Raw genomic sequence first — 19,761 nt, 5'->3', positions numbered from 1 at the left:
TCACCCGGATTCGCCGCACGCCGAGGAGCTGAACCCGTGTCGGAAGAAACCAAACTCCGCGAGTACCTCAAGCGTGCCATCGCGGACAGCAGGCGCGCGCGGGCCCAGTTGCAGGAGGTCGAGGAGCGGGTCCGGGAACCGATCGCGATCGTCGGCCTGGCCTGCCACTACCCCGGCGGGATCGCCTCGCCGGAGGACCTGTGGGCGGCGGTCAGGGACGGCACCGACACGATCGGTCCGTTCCCGCCGGACCGGGGCTGGCGCGACGACCAGTTCGAGCCCGAGTCGGGCCGGGAGGCGAGTTCCCGTACCCGCGAAGGAGGGTTCCTCACCGACCCCGGCGGGTTCGACGCCGCGTTCTTCGGCATCTCGCCGCGCGAGGCCCTGTCGATGGACCCGCAGCAACGGTTGCTGTTGGAGACGTCCTGGGAAGCGCTGGAACGGGCCGGCCTCGACCCGCTGTCGTTGCGCGGCAGCGACACCGGTGTGTTCGTCGGGGGTATCACGCAGGAGTACCCGACGCTGCTCGCGCTGACCGGCCTCACCAGGGAGGGCTACGCGCTGACCGGCACGACCAGCAGCGTGATGTCCGGCCGGGTGGCCTATGTGCTCGGGCTGGAGGGTCCGGCCGTCACCGTGGACACCGCCTGCTCGTCGTCGCTGGTCGCCATCCATCTCGCCGGGCACGCGCTGCGCGCGGGCGAGTGTCGACTCGCGCTCGCCGCCGGTGTCTCGGTGATGGCCACCCCGGGGTTCTTCACCTCGTTCTCCGGCCAGGGCGGCCTGGCGTCCGACGGCCGGTCCAAAGCGTTCGCCGCGGCGGCCGACGGGATGGGCGTGGGAGAGGGCGCCGGCGTCCTGGTCCTCGAGCGGCTGTCGGACGCGCAGCGCAACGGACATCGCGTCCACGCGGTCATCCGGGGCTCGGCGGTCAACCAGGACGGGGCGTCCAACGGGCTGACCGCACCGAACGGCCCGTCGCAGCAACGGGTGATCCGCTCGGCGCTGGTCGCCGCGGGGCTCACGCCGGGCGAGGTGGACGTCGTGGAGGCCCACGGCACCGGCACGAAGCTCGGTGATCCGATCGAGGCGCAAGCACTGCTCGCGACCTACGGCCGGGAGCGGAGCGGCGAGCCGCTCTGGCTCGGGTCGGTCAAGTCGAACCTCGGCCACACCCAGGCCGCGGCCGGCGTGACCGGCGTGATCAAGATGGTGGAGTCGATCCGGCACGGAGTGCTGCCCAGGACGTTGCACGTGGACGAGCCGTCGCCGCACGTCGACTGGTCGGCCGGGCGGGTACGACTGCTCGTCGAGGCCCGGGAGTGGCCGGACACCGGTCGACCGCGCCGGGCCGCCGTGTCCTCCTTCGGGATCAGCGGCACCAACGCGCACCTGGTCCTGGAGGAGGCTGCCGACCCGACCGTCCCGGCCGACCCGACCGTCCCGGCCGCGCCGCCACCCGCCGTCCTGCGCGGACCGGTGCCCTGGGTGCTCTCCGGACGAACCGAGGCGGCGTTACGAGCGCAGGCCGGGCGACTCGCCGACCACCTGTCCGCGCATCCGGAGCTCGAGGTCACCGCGGTGGCGCGGTCGCTGGTGCGGAGCCGGTCGAGGTTCGCCCACCGAGCCGTGGTGTTCGCCGAGCCGGACCAGCGGCGCGCGACGCTCGAGGCGCTCGCGGACGGCCGTGCCGAGGCCGACCCGGTGGTCGGCGAGGCCGCCTCCGACCGTCGGGTCGTGTTCGTCTTCCCCGGTCAGGGCGCCCGCTGGGCGGGTATGGCCACCGAGCTGCTGGACGCCTCCCCGGTGTTCGCCGCACGGATGCGCGCGTGCGCCGAGGCCCTGGCCCCCCACACCGGCTACGCGCTGCTCGACGTGCTCCGCGGCGAGCCGGGTGCGCCCCCGGTGGAGCGCGTCGACGTGACCCAGGGCGTCAACTTCGCGATCATGGTGTCGTTGGCCGCGCTCTGGGAGGCCTGCGGTGTGCGCCCGGCCGCGGTGATTGGTCACAGCCAGGGTGAGGTCGCCGCGGCCTGCGTCGCCGGCGGCCTGACGCTCGGCGAGGCGGCGCGGATCATCGCGCTCCGCGGCCGCCAGGCGTTGCGGCTCGACGGTGCGGGTGGGCTGGTGGCGCTCCGGCTGTCCGAGGACGAAGCCCGCGAACGGATCACCGCGTGGGGTGACCGGCTGACGATCGGCGCGGTCAACGGCCCGCGCGCGGTCATCGTGTCCGGCGAGAACACCGCGCTCGACGAGTTGATAGCGGCGTGCACCGCGGAGAACGTCAAGGCCAGCCGGGTGGCCAACCGGTGGGCCTCGCACTCCCGGTTCGTCGATCCGATTCGGGACGACCTCCTGCGTGAGCTCGGCACCGTCGTCGCGACGACCGGCGAGGTGCAGTTCTACTCGACGGTGACCGGCGAGCTCGCCGACACCGGCACGCTGGCCGCGGACTACTGGTGGCGCAATCTGCGCGAGCCGGTCCGCCTCCGTGCCGCGGTCGACGCCGCGCTGGACGCCGGCTGCGATTTGTTCCTCGAGGTCAGCCCGCACCCGGTGCTCGTGCCACCGATTGAGGAGACCATCGACGCCCGGCACCCCGCGGCCGTGGCGTGCGGCACGCTGCGACGGGACGAGCCGGAGGCCGCGCGGTTCCTCCGGTCGCTCGCCGAGGCCTACGTGCGTGGCGCGCCGGTGGACTGGACCGCGGTGATCGAGCCGGCGGCTCCGGTCGACCTGCCCACGTACGCGTTCCAGCACGACCGGTTTTGGGTCGAACCGCCCGAACCGCCCGCGCCCGCCGCGGCGGACTCGGCCTTCTGGGCCGCGGTCGGCAGCGCCGACCCGGACGCACTCGCGACCGCGCTGGGGGTGACCGACGAGGGCCGACAGGAGTCGCTGACCGCGATCCGGCCGGTCCTGGCGGACTGGCACCGCCGCCGGAACGCGGAGTCGACGATCGACGGCTGGCGCTACCGGGTGGCCTGGCGGCGCACCGACGCCCCGTCCGCGACCCCGCGCGGTACCTGGCTGATCGTCACCACCGACGGGTCGGATGATCCGGCGCCGGACGCCGTCGACCGCGCGCTGACCGCGGCGGGTGCGACCGTCCTCCGGCTAGGCCTCGCCGCCGGAACCGGGTCGGACGTCCTCGCCGCGCAGGTCCGGGACGTCCTCGCCACCCACAGCGAGCTCACCGGTGTGCTCGCCGGCACCGGGCTGGATCAGCGGCCCGACGACCGGCACGCGCCGCTCACCGTCGGCTTCGACGCCACCCTCGCCCTGATCCGAACGGTCACCGACCTCGCACCGGACGCGCGGCTCTGGCTGCTGACGCGCGGCGCCGAGGCGGTGCTGCCCGCCGACCGGCCCGCCCCGGACTCCACCGCGATCAGCGGGTTGGCGCGCGTCGTCGCGTTGGAGTACCCGCAGCTCTGGGGCGGCGCGGTGGACCTGCCCGGTGGCGCCGCCCGCCCGGACGAGGAGGCCACCCTGCTCAGCGGCCTGCTCGCGGACGGCACCGGAGCGTCCGGCGAGGACCAGGTGGCCGTGCGGGCCGGTGCGGTGTTCGTCCGCCGCCTGGTCGCGGCCGGGCTTCCCGCTGCCGCCGGACCCGGTGACGGCTGGCGACCGCGCGGCACCGTCTTGGTCACCGGCGGCACCGGCGGCATCGGCGCGGAAATCGCCCGGTGGCTGGCCGCCGAGGGCGCCGAGCACCTCCTGCTCACCAGCCGCCGAGGACCGGCCGCGCCGTCCGCCGCCGCCCTGGTGGCCGAGCTCGACGTACCGGTGACCGTGCTGGCCTGTGACGTCGCCGACCGGGCCGCGCTGGCCGCGGCCCTGGACGCGGTACCGGCCGCGTTCCCGCTGACCGCCGTGGTGCACACCGCCGGCGTCGGCGAACAGCAGGCGTTGGCTGACCTGACCACCGCCGACGCGGCCCGGATCGCCGCGGGCAAGATCGCCGGTGCGCGCAACCTCGACGCGCTGCTCGCCGATCGGCCGCTGGACGCCTTCGTGCTGTTCTCGTCCGGCGCGGCCGTCTGGGGAAGCGCGGGCATGGGGGCCTACGCGGCCGCCAACGCCTACCTCGACGGCCTCGCCGCGAACCGGCGCGCCCGCGGGCTGACCGCGACGTCCGTGGGCTGGGGACGGTGGGCCGGCGACGGCATGGGACGGTACGTCCCCGAGGAGGAACACGCGCGGCTGGGCATGCGGGCGATGCCACCCGCCCTGGCCCTCGCCGCCCTGCACCGGGCGGTCGGACACCGCGACGTGACGGTGGCCGTGGCCGACCTCGACGTGCACCGGTTCGCGTCGATCTTCACCTCCACCCGTCCGCGCCGACTCCTGACCGAGCTGGTCGAAGCCGACGGCGACGGATCGGGCCCGGTCGAGCCGGCCCGCACGTCGGAGCTGGCCGCCAGGCTCTCCGGGCGCACCGGTCCCGAGCGCGACGAGATCCTCGGCGAGCTGGTCCGCACCGAGGCCGCCGTGGTGCTCGGCCACGTCGGCCCGGACGCGGTGTCGGCGACCGCGCCGCTCAAGGAACTCGGGTTCACGTCGGTGACCGCGGTCGAGCTGCGGAACCGGCTCAGCGCGGCGACCGGCGTCCGCCTGCCGTCGACCGTGGTGTTCGATCACCCGACCGCCACCGCGCTCGCGGCGCTGCTCCGCCAGGAACTCCTCGGCGACGGGCCCGCGGTGGCCCCGGCGCCGGCGGCGGTGGCGACCGTGGACGACGACCCGATCGTCGTCGTCGGGATGGCCTGCCGATTCCCCGGCGACGTCACCGGCCCGGACGACCTCTGGTCCCTCGTCGAGCAGGGACGTGACGCGCTGGGGCCGTTCCCGACCGACCGGGGGTGGCCGGCCGTGGGCGGCGGCGTGGTGCCCGAAGGTGGGTTCGTCTACGACGCCGCCCAGTTCGACGCCGCGTTCTTCAACATCTCGCCGCGCGAAGCCCAGTCGATGGACCCGCAGCAACGGCTGCTGCTCGAGACGTCGTGGGAGGCGTTGGAGCGCACCGGCATCGATCCCCGGTCGCTGCGCGGCAGTCGCACCGGAGTGTTCGTCGGCGCCGGGCTGTCCGACTACGCCGCGCTCCTCCCGGCCGCCCGCGACGGCGCCGAGGGGTTCGCGATGACCGGCACGATCGGGTCGGTCACGTCCGGCCGGATCGCCTACGCGCTGGGCCTGGAAGGCCCGGCGCTGACCGTCGACACCGGCTGTTCCTCCTCGCTGGTGACGCTGCACCTGGCGGCGCAGTCCCTGCGGGGCGGCGAGAGCGAGCTGGCGATCGCGGGCGGCGTCGCGGTGATGGCCACGCCGGTCTCGTTCACCGAGTTCGACCGGCAGGGCGGACTCGCGTCCGACGGGCGTTGCAAGTCGTTCGCCGGTGCGGCGGACGGTACCGGGTGGGGTGAGGGCGTCGGGCTGGTCGTTCTCGAGCGACTCTCGGACGCCCGCCGACGCGGGCATCCGGTGCTGGCGCTGGTCCGGGGATCGGCGGTGAACCAGGACGGTGCGTCCAACGGGCTGACCGCGCCGAACGGCCCGGCTCAGCAGCGGGTGATCCGCCAGGCTCTCGCGAACGCGGGCGTCGACCCGTCCGGGGTGGACGTCGTCGAGGCGCACGGCACCGGAACGACACTGGGTGACCCGATCGAGGCGCAGGCGCTGCTGGCGACCTACGGGGCGGGCCGCGAGCGTCCGCTGTGGCTCGGTTCGATCAAATCGAACATCGGCCACACCCAGGCCGCGGCCGGTGCCGCCGGCGTCATCAAGATGGTGCAGGCACTGCGGCGCGGCGTCCTGCCCGAAACACTGCACGTGGACGAGCCGACACCGCACGTGGACTGGTCGTCGGGCGGGGTGCGGCTGCTCACCGCGCGGCAGGAGTGGCCGGCGACCGACCATCCGCGCCGGGCCGCCGTGTCCTCGTTCGGGATCAGCGGAACGAACGCGCACGTGATCCTCGAGGAAGCGCCCACCTCGGCGGCGACCGCGACCTCGACCGGACCGACCCTGCCGCTGCTCCTGTCGGCCCGCACGCCGGAGGCGCTGCGCGCCCAGGCCGACCGGATCCGCCGGTGGCTGGTCGAGCGGCCCGAACTTTCGGTCACCGACGTCGGGTACTCGCTGATGACGACCAGGACGGCCTTCGAGTACCGCGGTGCGGTCCGGGCCGACGATCGGGACGGCCTGCTGCGAGGCCTGGCGACGCTCGCCGACGGCGGCACCGGGGCCGGCGTCGAGGTCGGACGGGGGACCGGCGGGAAGGTCGTTTTTGTCTTCCCCGGCCAGGGCGCGCAATGGCTGGGGATGGCAAGTGAGCTGTGGGAGTCCTCGCCGGTCTTCGCCGACACGATGACCCGCTGCGAGGAGGCGCTGGCGCCGTACGTCGACTGGTCGCTGAGCGAGGTCGTCCGGGCAACGCCCGGCGCGCCGTCGTTCGACCGTGTCGACGTCGTGCAACCGGCGCTGTTCGCGGTCATGGTGTCGCTGGCGGCGCTGTGGCGCTCCTGCGGCGTGGAACCGGCGGCCGTGGTGGGCCACTCGCAGGGGGAGATCGCGGCGGCGTACGTGGCCGGCGCGTTGTCGCTGGACGACGCGGCCCGCGTGGTGGCCCTGCGGTCACGCGCGCTGCGGGCACTGGCCGGTACCGGCGGCATGGCGAACGTGTACCTGCCCGGCGACGAGGCGGCCGCGCTCCTCGAACGCTGGGACGGTCGGCTGTCGGTGGCGGCGGCCAACGGACCGCGGGTCACCGTGGTGTCCGGCGACGCCGCCGCGGTGGGCGAGCTGCTCGACCTGTGCGCCGCTCGGGAGATCAGGGCCCGCCGGATCGCGGTGGACTACGCGTCGCACTCCGCGCAGGTGGAGCGTCTCCGCGACGAGATCCTGGCCGCGCTGCGGGACATCTCCCCGCGTCCGGGCCGCGTTCCGCTGTACTCCACGCTGACCGCCGACATCGTCCCCGGCGACCGGCTCGACGCCGACTACTGGTACCGCAACCTGCGCCACCCGGTGCGTCTGGTGGACGCGGTGAAGCGGCTGGACACCGACGGGTTCGCGGTCTTCGTCGAATGCAGCCCGCACCCGGTCCTGGCCGTCGGCGTCGAGCAAACCCTGGAAGCCCGCAGCAGCGAGGCCGCGGTGCTCCGGACGCTGCGACGCGACGACGGCGGTGCCGACCGGTTCCGGATCAGCCTGACCGAGGCCTACCTGCGCGGCGTCGACCCGGACTGGCGGGAATCGCTCGCCGACGTCGACGCCCGTGCCGTGGAGCTACCGACCTATCCGTTCCGGCGACGTCGCTACTGGCTCGACGGTCCGGTCGGTGCCGGGGACGTGACCACCGCGGGGCTGGCGACGCCGGGACACCCGCTGCTGGCGGCCGGGGTGGATCTCGCCGACTCCGGGGCGGTCGTCTTCACCGGGCGGCTCTCCCGCGCCGCCCACCCCTGGCTGGGCGATCACGTCGTCGCCGGCTCCGCGCTGGTACCGGCGACGGCGCTGGCGGAGATGGTGGCCAAGGCCGGCACCCTGGTCGGCGCGGCGGTCGTGGCGGAGCTGACCCTGCGGACGCCGATCGTGGTCCCGGCCGTCGAGACGGTCGACCTGCAGCTCACCGTCGGGGCCGAGGACTCAGCCGGGCGCGCGGTCCACGTGCACACCCGTCCGTCCGGGGGAGACGTCCCCTGGACCGAGCACGCGACCGGCCGGCTGGGCGTGGCCGCGCCGGTGATCCCGTCGGCACCGGACGGACGGACCTGGCCACCGCCCGGGGCCGAGCCGGTCGACGTCGACGACCTCTACGGGCAGTTGGCCGCGGTCGGGATCGACCTCGGACCGACGTTCTCCGGCCTGCGCGCCGCCTGGCGCACGGCGGACGCCGTCTACACCGAGGTGGCCCTGCCGGACGACGTCGGCGAGGGGTACCTCGTCCACCCGGCGCTGCTCGACGCCGCGCTGCAAGGCGTCGCGCTCGCCGATTTCCTCCCCGGTGCGGCCGGACGCCGCCCGTTCGTGTTCTCCGACGTGGTGCTGCGCGGTCCGGTGAGCGGTGTGCTGCGGGTCCGGCTGACCGCGGCCGGCGCCGACGCGGTCGCGGTGCTGCTGCTGGCCGAGAGCGGCGAGCCGGTGGGGCACATCGGCTCGCTGCTGCTGCGCGAGCTGCCCGCGGCCGTCGGCGGAGCCGCCGACGGTCTGTTCCGGGTCGACTGGAGGGAGACGGCGATCCCGCCCCCCGACACCGCCGGCCCCCCGGTGTGGCTGACCGGTCGCACCGATCCGGGCGACGGCGATCGACCGTCCGGAACCGACCTGGCGGCCCTCGGCCGGGCGGAGCCGCCACCCGCGGTCGTGCTCGTGACCGCGGACGGGGCCGCGGACGGGGACGCGGGCGGACCCGCCGAGCGAGCGCGCGCGGCGACGCTGCGAATTCTCGAGACGGCGCGGGCCTGGCTGTCCGACGACCGGTCCGCGTCGACCCGGCTCGCCGTCGTCACGCGGAACGCGATGGCCACCGGTGCGGCCGACGAGGACGCCCCGGACCCGGCCGCCGCGGCGGTCTGGGGGCTGGTGCGCTCCGCGCAGTCCGAACATCCGGGCCGGTTCGTGCTCATCGACACCGACGGAGCACCAGCGTCGGATCGGCTGCTCGGCGCGGTCGCGGCCGGGCCCGATCCGCAGGTCGCGATCCGGGACGGACGTGTGTTCGTGCCTCGGCTGGCCCGGATGGCCCGGATGGCCGAGCCCACCGGTCGGAGCGCCGCGTTCGGGCCGGACGGCACCGTGCTCGTCACCGGCGCGACCGGCGGCCTCGGGGCAGTGCTCACCCGCCACCTGGTGGCAGCTCACGGCGTCCGCAGCCTGCTGCTGGTCAGCCGGCGCGGTCCGGCCGCGCCCGGAGCCGAGGACCTGGTCGCCGACCTGCGTGCCGGCGGGGCCGAGGTCAGGCTCGCCGCCTGCGACGTGGCCGACCGGGGCGCGGTGTCCGCGCTGATCGCCGAGCTGGAGCGACCGCTCACCGGTGTGGTGCACGTCGCCGGCGTGTTCGACGACGCGACGATCGCGACGATGACCGCGGAGCAGGTGGATCGTGTCTTCGCCGCCAAGGCCGTCGCCGCCGCGAACCTGCACGAGGTGACGGCCGAATCGCCGCTGACCGCGTTCGTGATGTTCTCGTCCAGCGCCGGGATCTTCGGCGGCGCCGGTCAGGGCAGCTACGCGGCCGCGAACACGTTCCTCGACGCGCTGGCCGCGCACCGGCAGGCGCAGGGCCGGCCGGGCACGTCGCTGGCCTGGGGTCTCTGGGCCGAGCAGCGCGGGATGGCCGGGCAGGTCGACGAGCGGCAGCGGCAGCGGCACGGTCGGCTCGGCGTCGTGCCGATGACCGAAGCGGACGGCCTGGCGCTGTTCGACGCCGCCTGCGCGACGGGGGACGCGACGGTCGTGCCGATACGGTTCGACTGGGCGGCGTTGCACGCCCGGTCGCGGACGAGCGGGCCGCCGGAGCTGCTGCGTGGTCTCATCCGGACCCGGCCGCGGACGGCCGGTACCGACCGGACGAACCTGGTGAGCCGCCTGGCTGACCGGTCGGGGCCGGAGCGCACGGCCGTGCTGCTCGACCTGGTCCGCGATCTGGTGGCGGGCGTACTGGGATACGACTCGCCCGCTTCCGTCGACGTCGATCGGCCGTTCCGGGAACTCGGTTTCGACTCGCTCACCGCCGTGGAACTGCGCAACCTGCTCAACGCCGCGACCGGATTACGACTGGGGGTGACGGTGGTGTTCGACCATCCGCAGCCGGCGGCCCTGGCGCAGTGCGTGGCCGACGAGCTGTTCGGCTCGGCGCCCGCGGCACGATCCGGCGATCCCGAGGAGGTGGCGGTCCGCGACGTGCTGGCGCGGATCCCCATTCCCCGGCTGCGCAGCGCGGGCCTGCTGGACCTGTTGCTCGCACTCGGCGACGCCGAGTCCGCGGGCGTGACCGTCCCCGCCGCCGTCGACGGCCGGGGCGAGATCGAGACGATGGACGCCGACGCACTCGTGCGGATGGCGCTGGCCGACGCCGAAGGGTGAGAGCGCATGGCCGACCAACTGACCATCACCGACGAGCTGCTCGGCTACGTCCGGCACACCTCCCTGCGCGACGACGACATCCTGCGTGACCTGCGAGAGCAGACGGCGCTGCTGCCGGCCGGACGGGCGCTGCAGGTCGCGGCCGAGGAAGGCCAGCTGCTGGGACTGCTGGTGGCACTGACCGGCGCGCGGTTCGTGCTGGAGATCGGCACCTACACCGGCTACAGCGCCCTCTGCATGGCCAGGGCGCTCCCTCCCGGCGGACGGTTGGTGACGTGCGACGTCACCAATCGATGGCCGGCCATCGGTCGGCCCCACTGGGAGAAGGCGGGCGTCGCCGACCGCATCGAGCTGCGGGTCGCCGACGCGCGCCGGACGCTGGCCGAGCTGGCCGACGAGAGCGGCCCGGAGAGCGTCGACCTCGTGTTCGTCGACGCGGACAAGACCGGCTACCGCGACTACTACGAAGCCGCGCTGCCGCTGCTGCGGCCCGGGGGCCTGATCGTCCTCGACAACACGCTGTTCTTCGGCCGGGTCGTCGACCCGGCCGCGCAGGACCCCGACACGCGGGCGATCCGCGAGCTCAACGCGCTACTGCACACCGACGACCGGGTGGACCTGTCGATGCTCGCCGTGGCCGACGGCGTCACGCTGGCCCGCAAGCGGAGCTGACGGCCGGAAAGCGGCGAGGGTCCACCGCGAGTTCGCGGTGGACCCTCGCCCGGTGTCCGGGATCAGATCGCGACGTCCAGCCGCATCGTCGTCGGGGCGCTCCGGGGCCCCGGCATGAGGTGCAGCCGCTGGATCTCGGCGTCCCCGGCCGGCGCGAGTCGGGCCCGGCAGGCGCACTCGTCGGCGGTGAAACCGGCGAACCGGTAGGCGATGTCCATCATCCGGTTGCGTGCCGTGCTCCGGAAGTCGGCGACGAGGTGCACGCCGGCGCGGGCGGCCCGGTCGACGAGCCAGTTGAGGATGACCGTGCCCGCACCCAGCGACACCACGCGGCACGACGTGGCGAGCAGCTTGAGGTGCCAGACCTCCGGGCGCTTCTCCAGCAGGAGGACGCCGACCGCGCCGTACGGGCCGAACTTGTCGTCGATCGAAGTCACCAGGACTTCGTGGTCCGGTGCGTCGAGCAGCGCTCGTAGCTCGGCGTCGGAGTAGGGGACCCCGGTCGCGTTCATCTGGCTGGTGCGGCGGGTCAGCTCCTCCACCCGGTCGATCTCCCCGTCGGTGGCGGTGACGATGCGCAGGACCAGGTCGAGCGACTGCAGGAAACTCTCGTCCGGCCCGTCGAAATCCGCGCGGACGGCGTCCCGACGGAACGCGGCCTGGTACATCGAGCGGCGCCGCCGGGCGTCGGCCGTCACCACCGGCGGGCTGAACTCCGGCCGGTCGACGAGGCCGACCACCTCGTCGTGGGTGTAGCAGCGCACGTCGGGCAGGTGATGGGTGACCTCGGCGCGCTCGACCGGCCGGTCGTCGACGAAGGCGATCGTGCCGTACGCGAACTTCAGCTCGTCGGCGATCGCGCGCACGGCGGCGGACTTCGTGCCGAAGCTGATCCGCGGCGCGACGAAGTACTCGGCCAGGCCGAGTTCCTCCAGCCGTTCCCAGGCCGGGTCGTGCTCGTTGCGGCTGGCGATGGAGTGGAGGATGCCCCGGGCGTCCAGGGCCTCCACCGTCTCCCGCACGCCCGGCCGGAGCCGGACGTCGTCGCCCTCCAGCAGGGTTCCGTCCCAGAGCGTGTTGTCGAGATCCCAGACCAGGCACTTCACGATGACGGGCAGCACGGATCCTCCGTCAGATCTCGGCCGGAAGGCGGACTTGGTCGAGCACGTGCCGGGCGAGGACGAGCTGACAGATCTCGGTGGTGCCCTCGATGATCTCCATCAACTTGGCGTCCCGATGGGCCCGGGAGACGAGATGTCCCTGCCGGGCCCCGGCCGACGCCAGCACCTGGACGGCCGCCGACGACGCCCGCGCCGCGTTGGTGGCGCTCACGTGTTTGGCGACCACGGTGGCGATCACCATCTCGGCGGAGCCCGCGTCCCAGCGCTCGCTGGCGTACTCGCAGGCCCGGCGCGCGGTCTGCTCGTCGACCGCGATCTCGGCCAGGTGCCGCGCCACCAGCTGGTGCTCGGCCAGCGGTTTGCCGAACTGCGTGCGTCCGGCGGCGTGCCGGGCCGCCTCGGACAGGCAGGCGGCGAGTACGCCGACGCAGCCCCAGGCCACCGAGGCGCGGCCGTAGGCGAGCGCGGTCGTGATCAGCATCGGCAACGACTGGGCGACGCCGCCCAGCAGATGGTCGGCGGGTAACCGGACCTCGTCGAGGTAGACGTCCGCGTGCCCGGCGGCCCGGCACCCCGACGCGTCCTCGATCCGCTCGATCCGGACACCGGGCGCGGCGGTGGGCACGACGGCGGCGGCGGCACCGTCGCCGAGCCGGCCGATCACGATCAGATAGTCCGCGGTGGCGGCAGCTGTGCACCACATCTTCGTCCCGTGGACGACGACGTCGTCGCCGGTGCGGGTGATCCGCGTCCCCATCGCGGCGAGGTCGCTTCCCGCCTCGGTCTCACTGAACGCGACGGCCGCGAGTTTGCCTCCGCACAGCTCCGGCAGCAACCAGGATCGCTGCGCCGCGTCACCGAGCCGCTGCACGCTCCAGGCGGCCATTCCCTGCGACGTCAGGACGCTGCGCACCGAGCTGCACAGGCTGCCGGCGTACGCGGTGAGCTCTCCGTTGTCACGGCTGCTCAGGCCGAGCCCGCCGTACTCGGGCGGCACCTGGGCGCAGAGCACCCCGTCGGCGCCCAGCTTGCGCAGCACCGGCTCCGGTATGGCCCCCGCGCGGTCCCAGGCGTCGGCGTTCCCGGCGACCAGCTCCGCCAGGAGGAGCCGCGCGCCGGTCGTGACCTCAGGCATCGGGGTCGTCCCGGAGGCGGTGCACCATGGCGCTCATCGACTCGATCGTGCGGAAATTGTCCATGACCAGATCCGGTCCGACGATCGCGATGCCGAACTTCTGCTCGAGATGCACCACCAGTTCCATCGCGAACATCGACGAGGCCGTACCGGAGGCGAACAGATCGAGGTCGGGGCGGACGTCGATCTTCAGCCGGGTTTCGAGGAATTCGCGGATCGTTTCGTCGACCTGGGTGGACGCGGTTCCGCCGGTGGATGAAATGGTCACGGTTGAGCCTCTCCGTATTCGTAGAAACCTCGGCCGCTCTTGCGGCCGAGATCTCCGTTGCGCACTTTCTCCAGCAGCGTCCGGCACGGCCGGTGCGAGTCGATTCCGGTTCGCTCGGCAAGAATTCGGAGCGAGTCGGCGAGGTTGTCCAGCCCGATCAGATCCGCGGTCCGCAGCGGTCCGGTGCGGTGCCCCAGGCAGCCCTGCATCAGCGTGTCGACCTGTTCGGCCGACGCGACGCCTTCGCCGAGGAGCCGCGCGGCGTCGTTGAGCATCGGGTGGAGCAACCGGCTGGTGACGAAACCTGGCGAGTCGCGCACCACCACCGCGTCCCGCCCGAGCACCGCGAGCATCGACGTGACCGCGTCGAGCGTGCGCCCGGCGGTCCGCGGACCCCGGATGACCTCGACGAACGGGATCAGGTACGGCGGGTTCATGAAGTGGACGCCGATCAGCCGGGCCGGGTCGTCGACGGCACCGGCGAGCTCGTCGACCGGAATGGACGACGTGTTCGTGACGATCGGGGTGTCGGGTGGGAGCGTGCCGCAGACCTCGGCGAGGACGTCGGCCTTCCGACCGGCGTCCTCGACGATCGCTTCCACCAGCACGGTCGGCCCGAACGCCGTGTCCGGCTTCGTGCTCGTCGTCAGCGCTGCGGTCTCCCGGCCGGCCGGCAGCGAACCCATCATCCGGGCGAACCGCAGCTGGTGCTCGACGACCGCGCCGACCTCGGCCAAGCGCTGCGGATCGGTGTCGACGAGGTGGACGGGGACGCCGTGTCCGAGCGCCGTCGTGGTGATGCTCGCACCCATCACGCCGGCCCCGAGAACCGTGAGGCGATGGGCGGACGGTTCGTTGGTCATCAGGCTCTCCAGAGCAGAGAAGATCGAGAGTCCGTGCGGTTTCCGCGAGATTAGGAACGGCGCGTTTTCCCGGACAACCCCTACCGCTTTTCCGGGCGCATTCGAGAAGGGGTGGGGCAATGGATCCCCGATCTTTTAGGAGGGGGCTAGGGGTGCCCGATTTCCGTCCGGCCTCGCAGACTTGGCACCGCCGGGGGAGCGGGTTACGGAGGTACGGTCACGATGAACACCTCGCCGGAGGCGGTAGTGGCCGCTCTGCGGGCGGCGCTGTTGACGAACGAGCGGCTGCGGCAGGACCACGAGCTGCTGCTCGGTGCGTCCACGGAGCCCATCGCCGTCGTCGGCCTGGCCTGCCGGTACGCCTCGGCGGACGGTCCGGACGCGTTCTGGGACCTGGTGGCCGACGGCGTGGACGCGATGACCGAACCACCGGCCGACCGGGGTTGGGACGTGCCGCCGGGAACGCGGCTGGCCGGCGGCTTCCTTCCCGAACTCACCGCGTTCGACCCGGACTTCTTCGGCATCTCCCCGCGCGAGGCCGCGCTGCTCGATCCGCAGCAGCGGCTCCTGCTGGAGACCGCGTGGGAGGCCGTCGAGCACGCCCGGATCGACCCGCGCGCGCTGCGGGGCAGCCGTACCGGTGTATTCGTCGGGGGCAGCCCGAACGAGTATCCCCTCGTCCTGGCCGGGGCACGTGGAGCCGAGGGGTACCACGCCACGTCCGCGGCCGGCAGCGTGCTGTCCGGGAGGATCGCCTACACGCTGGGTCTGGAGGGCCCGGCGGTCACGCTCGACACGGCCTGTTCCTCGTCGCTGGTGGCCGTTCACCTCGCGGCGCAGTCGCTGCGGACCGGAGAGAGCGCGCTCGCGCTGGCCGGTGGCGTGTCGGTGCTGTTCAGCCCCGGCCTGTTCGGAGAGTTCGCGCGCCAGGGCGGGCAGGCGTCCGACGGGCGGTGCAAGTCGTTCGCGGCGGCGGCCGACGGGACCGGCTGGGGTGAGGGCGTCGGTGTGCTGGTGCTGGAGCGGTTGTCGGATGCCCGGCGCAACGGCCGTCGCGTGCTGGCGGTGGTGCGGGCCAGCGCGGTCAACTCCGACGGGGCGTCCAACGGGCTGACCGCCCCGAACGGCCGAGCGCAGCAGCGCGTCGTTCTCGACGCCCTGGATCGGGCCGGTCTCCGGCCGTCCGATGTCGACGTCGTCGAGGCGCACGGCACCGGGACGACGCTGGGTGATCCGATCGAGGCGCAGGCGCTGTTGGCGACCTACGGGCAGGGTCGGGAGACACCGCTGTGGCTCGGCTCGGTGAAGTCGAACATCGGGCACACGCAGGCCGCGGCGGGGGTCGCGGGTGTGATCAAGATGATCCTGGCGTTCCGTCACGGTCTGTTACCGCGGACGTTGCACGTGGACGAGCCGTCCCCGCACGTGGACTGGGCGTCGGGTGCGGTGCGGTTGTTGACCTCGGCGCGGGAGTGGCCGAGTGGGGAGCGTCCGCGTCGGGCGGGGGTGTCGTCGTTCGGGATCTCCGGGACGAACGCGCACGTCATTGTCGAGGAAGCCCCAGCCGACGCGGGCGTGGACGAGGTCCCCGAGGCGACCTTCGCGGTGCCGCTGCTGATCTCCGCGCGCGACCCGGAGGCGTTGCGGGCGCAGGCGGCCCGCTACCGAGCCGGGCTCGACACGACCCACGCGCCGGATCTCGTCGCGCTCGGCCGCTCCAGCGCGACGACCCGCACCGCCCACGAGTACCGCGCCGCGATCGTCGGGGCCGACCGGGCCGCGCTGCTCACCGGCCTGGAGGCGCTGGCCACCGGCCGGACCACCGCCGGTGTCGTCACCGGGCGGCCGACCGGTGGGAAGCTGGCGTTCCTGTTCTCCGGCCAGGGCTCCCAGCGGCCCGGCACCGGCGCCGGGCTGGCCGAGGCGTTCCCGGTGTTCGACGAGGCACTCACCGCGGTGTGCGCGGCGTTCGACGCCGAACTGGACCGGCCGCTGCGGTCCGTGCTCCTCGATCCGCCGGGGTCGCCGGCCGCCGCACTGCTGGACCGCACCGACTACACCCAGCCGGCGCTGTTCGCGTTCCAGGTCGCGATGTTCCGGCTCTGGGAGAGCCTCGGCGTCCACCCGGACGCGCTGATCGGGCACTCGGTCGGGGAGATCGCGGCGGCGCACGTCGCCGGGGTGCTCAGCGTCGCGGACGCGGCCTCGCTCGTCGCCGCCCGCGGCCGGCTCATGCGAGGGCTGTCCGAGGCCGGCGCGATGATCGCGGTGGAAGCGACCGACGACGAAGTTGTGCGGTGCCTGGAGGGGCTGGACCGTGAGGTGGCCGTGGCCGCCCGCAACGCACCCCGCGCACTGGTGCTCTCCGGCCGGGAGGACGCGACGCTGACCGTCGCGTCGCGGCTGGCCGCCGCCGGGGTCCGGACCAGGCGCCTGCGGGTCTCCCACGCGTTCCACTCGCCGCTGATGAACCCGGTCCTCGACGACTTCCGGGCGGTCGCTGCTCGGCTGGACTACCGGGCACCGACGACGCCCGTCGTCAGCACGGTCACCGGCGAGCCGGTGGACCAGGAGATCGCGTCGCCCGACTACTGGGTCCGGCACGTGCGGGCGACCGTCGAGTTCGGTCGCGCCGTGCGATCGGCGGTCCGGTCCGGGGTCCGGACGTGGCTCGAGCTCGGCCCGGGTGGCACGCTGGCCGCGCTGGCCCGGGAGTGTCACGACGCGACCGGCGACCCGGTGCCGAGCGCGTTCTACGCCGCGGCGCACGGGCCGGGCAGCGACGTCGACCGGCTGGTGACCGCACTCGCCGGGCTGCACGTGTCCGGCACCCCGGTGAACTGGGACGCGTTCTACGCCCCGCTCGGGGAGCGCCTCACCGACCTGCCCACGTACGCGTTCCGGCGCAGGCGGTACCGCCCCGTGCCGGCGCCGCGCAGCCGCGAGGCGCTCGCCGTCGGGCTGGACGCGACCGCGCACCCCCTGCTGGGCGCCCGGATGTCGCCGGTCGAGGGCGATACACCGACGTTCACCGGCCGGGTGTCCGTGCGCGAGCACCCGTGGACCGCCGATCACATGATCGGCGGCACCGTGCTGCTGTCCGGCACGACGCTGCTCGAAGTGGTCGCGCGCGTCGGGGCGGACGCCGGCTGCCCGGTCGTCGACGAGCTGGTGCTCACCGCGCCGGTCGCGCTGCCCGCTGACGGGGGACGGGCGCTCCGGGTGGTGGTCGGAGCCGCCGACGAGACCGGCCGCCGCACCGCAACCGTCCACTCCCGACCGGACGGTGACACGGAGTGGACCCGGCACGCCTCGGCGGTACTCGCGGCGGAGACGCCACCGGCGCCCGAGCCGGTCGGGGTGTGGCCGCCGGTCGGGGCCCGACCGGTCGCCGTCGACGGGCACTACACGACGATGGCCGAGGCCGGGATGTCCTTCGGGCCTGCGTTCCAGGGGCTACGCGCCGTCTGGCGCCGCGGCGACCACGTGTACGCCGAGGTCGACCTCCCGGACACCCCGCCCGACGGCTACACCGTCCACCCCGCGCTGCTCGACGCCACGCTGCACGCGCTGGCGTACGGCGATTTTGTCGACGCGCCGGGCACCCCGGTCGTGCCGTTCTCCTGGCACGGTGTCCACCTGCACCGCAGTGCCGCGAACCGGCTCCGGGTCCGGCTGGCCCCGGCCTCCGCGGCGAGCGGCCCGGCGGTGGCGGTCACCGTGACCGATCCGGACGGACGACCGGTGGCCTCGGTGGCCGCGCTGTCGGTCCGGCCGCTGGCGATCGAGCGGCCGAGCAGCCCCGTCGACGGCCTGTTCGGCGTCGAGTGGCAGCCGGTACCTGTACCTCCGGCCACGGCGACGGCCCCGACCTGGGCCTGGGCCGATGCGATCCCGGCGTCCGGCGTCGACGTCGTCGCGTGGGCCCCCGAGCCGCACCCGACCGCGGCCGCCACCGTGCGCGCGGTGCTCGGCGAGATCCGGCGATCACTCGTCGACGAGACGGCTGTGCTCGCGATCGTGACCCGCGGTGCCGTCCCGGCCGGGCCCGACGCCGAACCCACCGACCCGGTCGCCTCGGCCGTGCACGGGCTCGTGCGCACCGCCCAGTCCGAACACCCCGGCCGCTTCCTCCTCGTCGACCTGGGGGGAACGGACGAGCCGGGCACCGCGGACCTGACCGCGGCACTGGCGGTCGGAGAACCGGAGGTCGCGGTCCGCGGCGGTGCGGTCCACGTCCCGCGGCTGGTCCGCGTACCCGTCCCCGCGACGACCGGCGTTCCGTCGTACGACGACGGCACCGTGCTCGTCACCGGCGGCACCGGTGGTATCGGCGTGCACGTCGTCCGGCACCTGATCACCGTCCGCGGCGCCCGACGGCTGATCGTGCTGTCCCGCACCGGCCCGGACGCTCCCGGCGCGCGGCTGCTGCGCGAGGAGGCCGCGACCGCCGGTGCCGAGCTCACGATCGTCGCCGGGGACGCCGCCGACCCGGAGACCGTCCGTACGCTCCTGGCCGGCATCCCGGCCACGCATCCCCTACGCGCCGTCGTCCATCTGGCGGGCACCGTGGACGACGGAGTGATCGCCACGATGAACGGCGACCGGGTCGACCCGGTGTTCGGGCCGAAGGCCGACGCTGCCGCGACGCTGCACGAGCTGACCCGTGACCTCGACCTGTCGGCGTTCGTCCTGTTCTCGTCGGCGGCCGGGGTGCTGGGCGGCGCGGGTCAGGCCAACTACGCCGCCGCCAACGCCTACCTCGACGGGCTCGCCGCGCACCGCCGCGCGATCGGCCGGCCCGGAACGTCGCTGGCCTGGGGTTCCTGGGACCTGGACACCGGGCTGACGAGCGGCCTCATGGACGCCGAGCGGGCCCGGATGCGTCGCGGCGGGTTGCGCCCCCTCCCACCCGCTGAGGCGTTGACGCTGTTCGACGCGGCCGAGCGGACCGGCCGTGCGACCGTCGTCGTGCTGGGGCTGGAGCCGGCGAGGCTCCGGGCCGTGGCCGGCGATCTGCCGCCGCTGTACCGATCGCTCGTCCCGGCGCTCCCCGGCCGATCGGGAGACCCGGGCGTCGACCGGTCGGGCGCCCGCCTCGCCGAGCTCCGCGGCCCCGAGCGGGACCGCGCCGCGCTCGACCTCGTCCGCGACCACGTCGCCCGGATCCTCGGCCACAGCGGCCCGGACCGGATCGAGGCGTCCCGTGGCTTCCTGGACCTCGGCTTCGACTCGCTCACCGCGGTCGAACTGCGCAATGCCCTCAACGCGGCGACCGGGCTGCGGCTGCCGCCGACCGCGCTCTTCGACCATCCCACCCCGGACGATCTGGCCCGGCACCTGAGCGCCGAGTTCGGCGACGACACGCCGGCCGCGGCGTTGCTGACCGACCTGGCCCGGCTGGAGGCGGCGGCGGACGGACTCGACCGGTCCGACCCGGCGCGGGCGGCGGTCTCCGCTCGGGCCGCCGCGCTCGCCGCGCGGCTCGCGGCCCCGCCCGAGGACGAACCCGGCCGCCCCGACCTCGATCTGGAGGTCGCCACGGCCGAGGAGATGTTCGCGTACATCAGCCAGGACCTGGGGTTGGCCCGCGCCGATGAGTAAGCCACGTCG

General features: G+C 74.2%; 5 protein-coding genes and 2 pseudogenes. 3 read left to right on the top strand and 4 right to left on the bottom strand.

The window, feature by feature from the left end:
* Positions 1 to 75 precede the first annotated feature (75 nt).
* Positions 76 to 10,089: pseudogene (locus tag ABD437_RS02975) on the top strand (type I polyketide synthase); the annotation flags it as partial.
* Positions 10,090 to 10,095: 6 nt separating this feature from the next.
* Positions 10,096 to 10,761: an O-methyltransferase gene (locus tag ABD437_RS02970; RefSeq protein ID WP_344647160.1), complete on the top strand. Its 666-nt coding sequence runs from the start codon at positions 10,096 to 10,098 to the stop codon at positions 10,759 to 10,761.
* A 62-nt stretch (positions 10,762 to 10,823) separates the two neighbouring features.
* Here ABD437_RS02970 and ABD437_RS02965 read toward each other — a convergent pair whose 3' ends face one another.
* From ABD437_RS02965 to ABD437_RS02950, 4 genes are read right to left on the bottom strand one after another with little or no spacing between them, the layout of a single operon-like run.
* Positions 10,824 to 11,882 carry an HAD-IIIC family phosphatase gene (locus ABD437_RS02965; protein ID WP_344647159.1) on the bottom strand — a complete coding sequence of 353 codons (1,059 nt, stop codon included), beginning with the start codon at positions 11,880 to 11,882 and terminating at the stop codon, positions 10,824 to 10,826.
* Between the two features lie 10 nt (positions 11,883 to 11,892).
* Complete coding sequence (locus ABD437_RS02960; protein ID WP_344647158.1) at positions 11,893 to 13,017, bottom strand: acyl-CoA dehydrogenase family protein; 1,125 nt, start codon at positions 13,015 to 13,017, stop codon at positions 11,893 to 11,895.
* The gene (locus ABD437_RS02955; protein WP_344647157.1) at positions 13,010 to 13,285 is read right to left on the bottom strand and encodes an acyl carrier protein; all 276 of its coding nucleotides are present in this window, start codon (positions 13,283 to 13,285) and stop codon (positions 13,010 to 13,012) included. The genes ABD437_RS02960 and ABD437_RS02955 overlap by 8 nt, the downstream gene beginning before the upstream one ends.
* The gene (locus ABD437_RS02950; protein WP_344647156.1) at positions 13,282 to 14,148 is read right to left on the bottom strand and encodes a 3-hydroxyacyl-CoA dehydrogenase family protein; all 867 of its coding nucleotides are present in this window, start codon (positions 14,146 to 14,148) and stop codon (positions 13,282 to 13,284) included. The genes ABD437_RS02955 and ABD437_RS02950 overlap by 4 nt, the downstream gene beginning before the upstream one ends.
* A 324-nt stretch (positions 14,149 to 14,472) precedes the next feature.
* Here ABD437_RS02950 and ABD437_RS02945 point away from each other — a divergent pair.
* Positions 14,473 to 19,752 (top strand): annotated as a pseudogene (locus ABD437_RS02945) (type I polyketide synthase); the annotation flags it as partial.
* Positions 19,753 to 19,761 lie beyond the last annotated feature (9 nt).

It is taken from the genome of Cryptosporangium japonicum, assembly GCF_039524755.1.
Classification (GTDB): Bacteria; Actinomycetota; Actinomycetes; order Mycobacteriales; family Cryptosporangiaceae; genus Cryptosporangium; species Cryptosporangium japonicum.
This window is presented reverse-complemented; position numbering and strand designations above follow the sequence as displayed.

Bases quoted from the DNA above. Each gene is read 5' to 3' on its own strand.
- ABD437_RS02950 (WP_344647156.1), bottom strand. From the start codon at position 14,148: ATGACCAACGAACCGTCCGCCCATCGCCTCACGGTTCTCGGGGCCGGC.
- ABD437_RS02960 (WP_344647158.1), bottom strand. From the start codon at position 13,017: ATGCCTGAGGTCACGACCGGCGCGCGGCTCCTCCTGGCGGAGCTGGTC.
- ABD437_RS02970 (WP_344647160.1), top strand. From the start codon at position 10,096: ATGGCCGACCAACTGACCATCACCGACGAGCTGCTCGGCTACGTCCGG.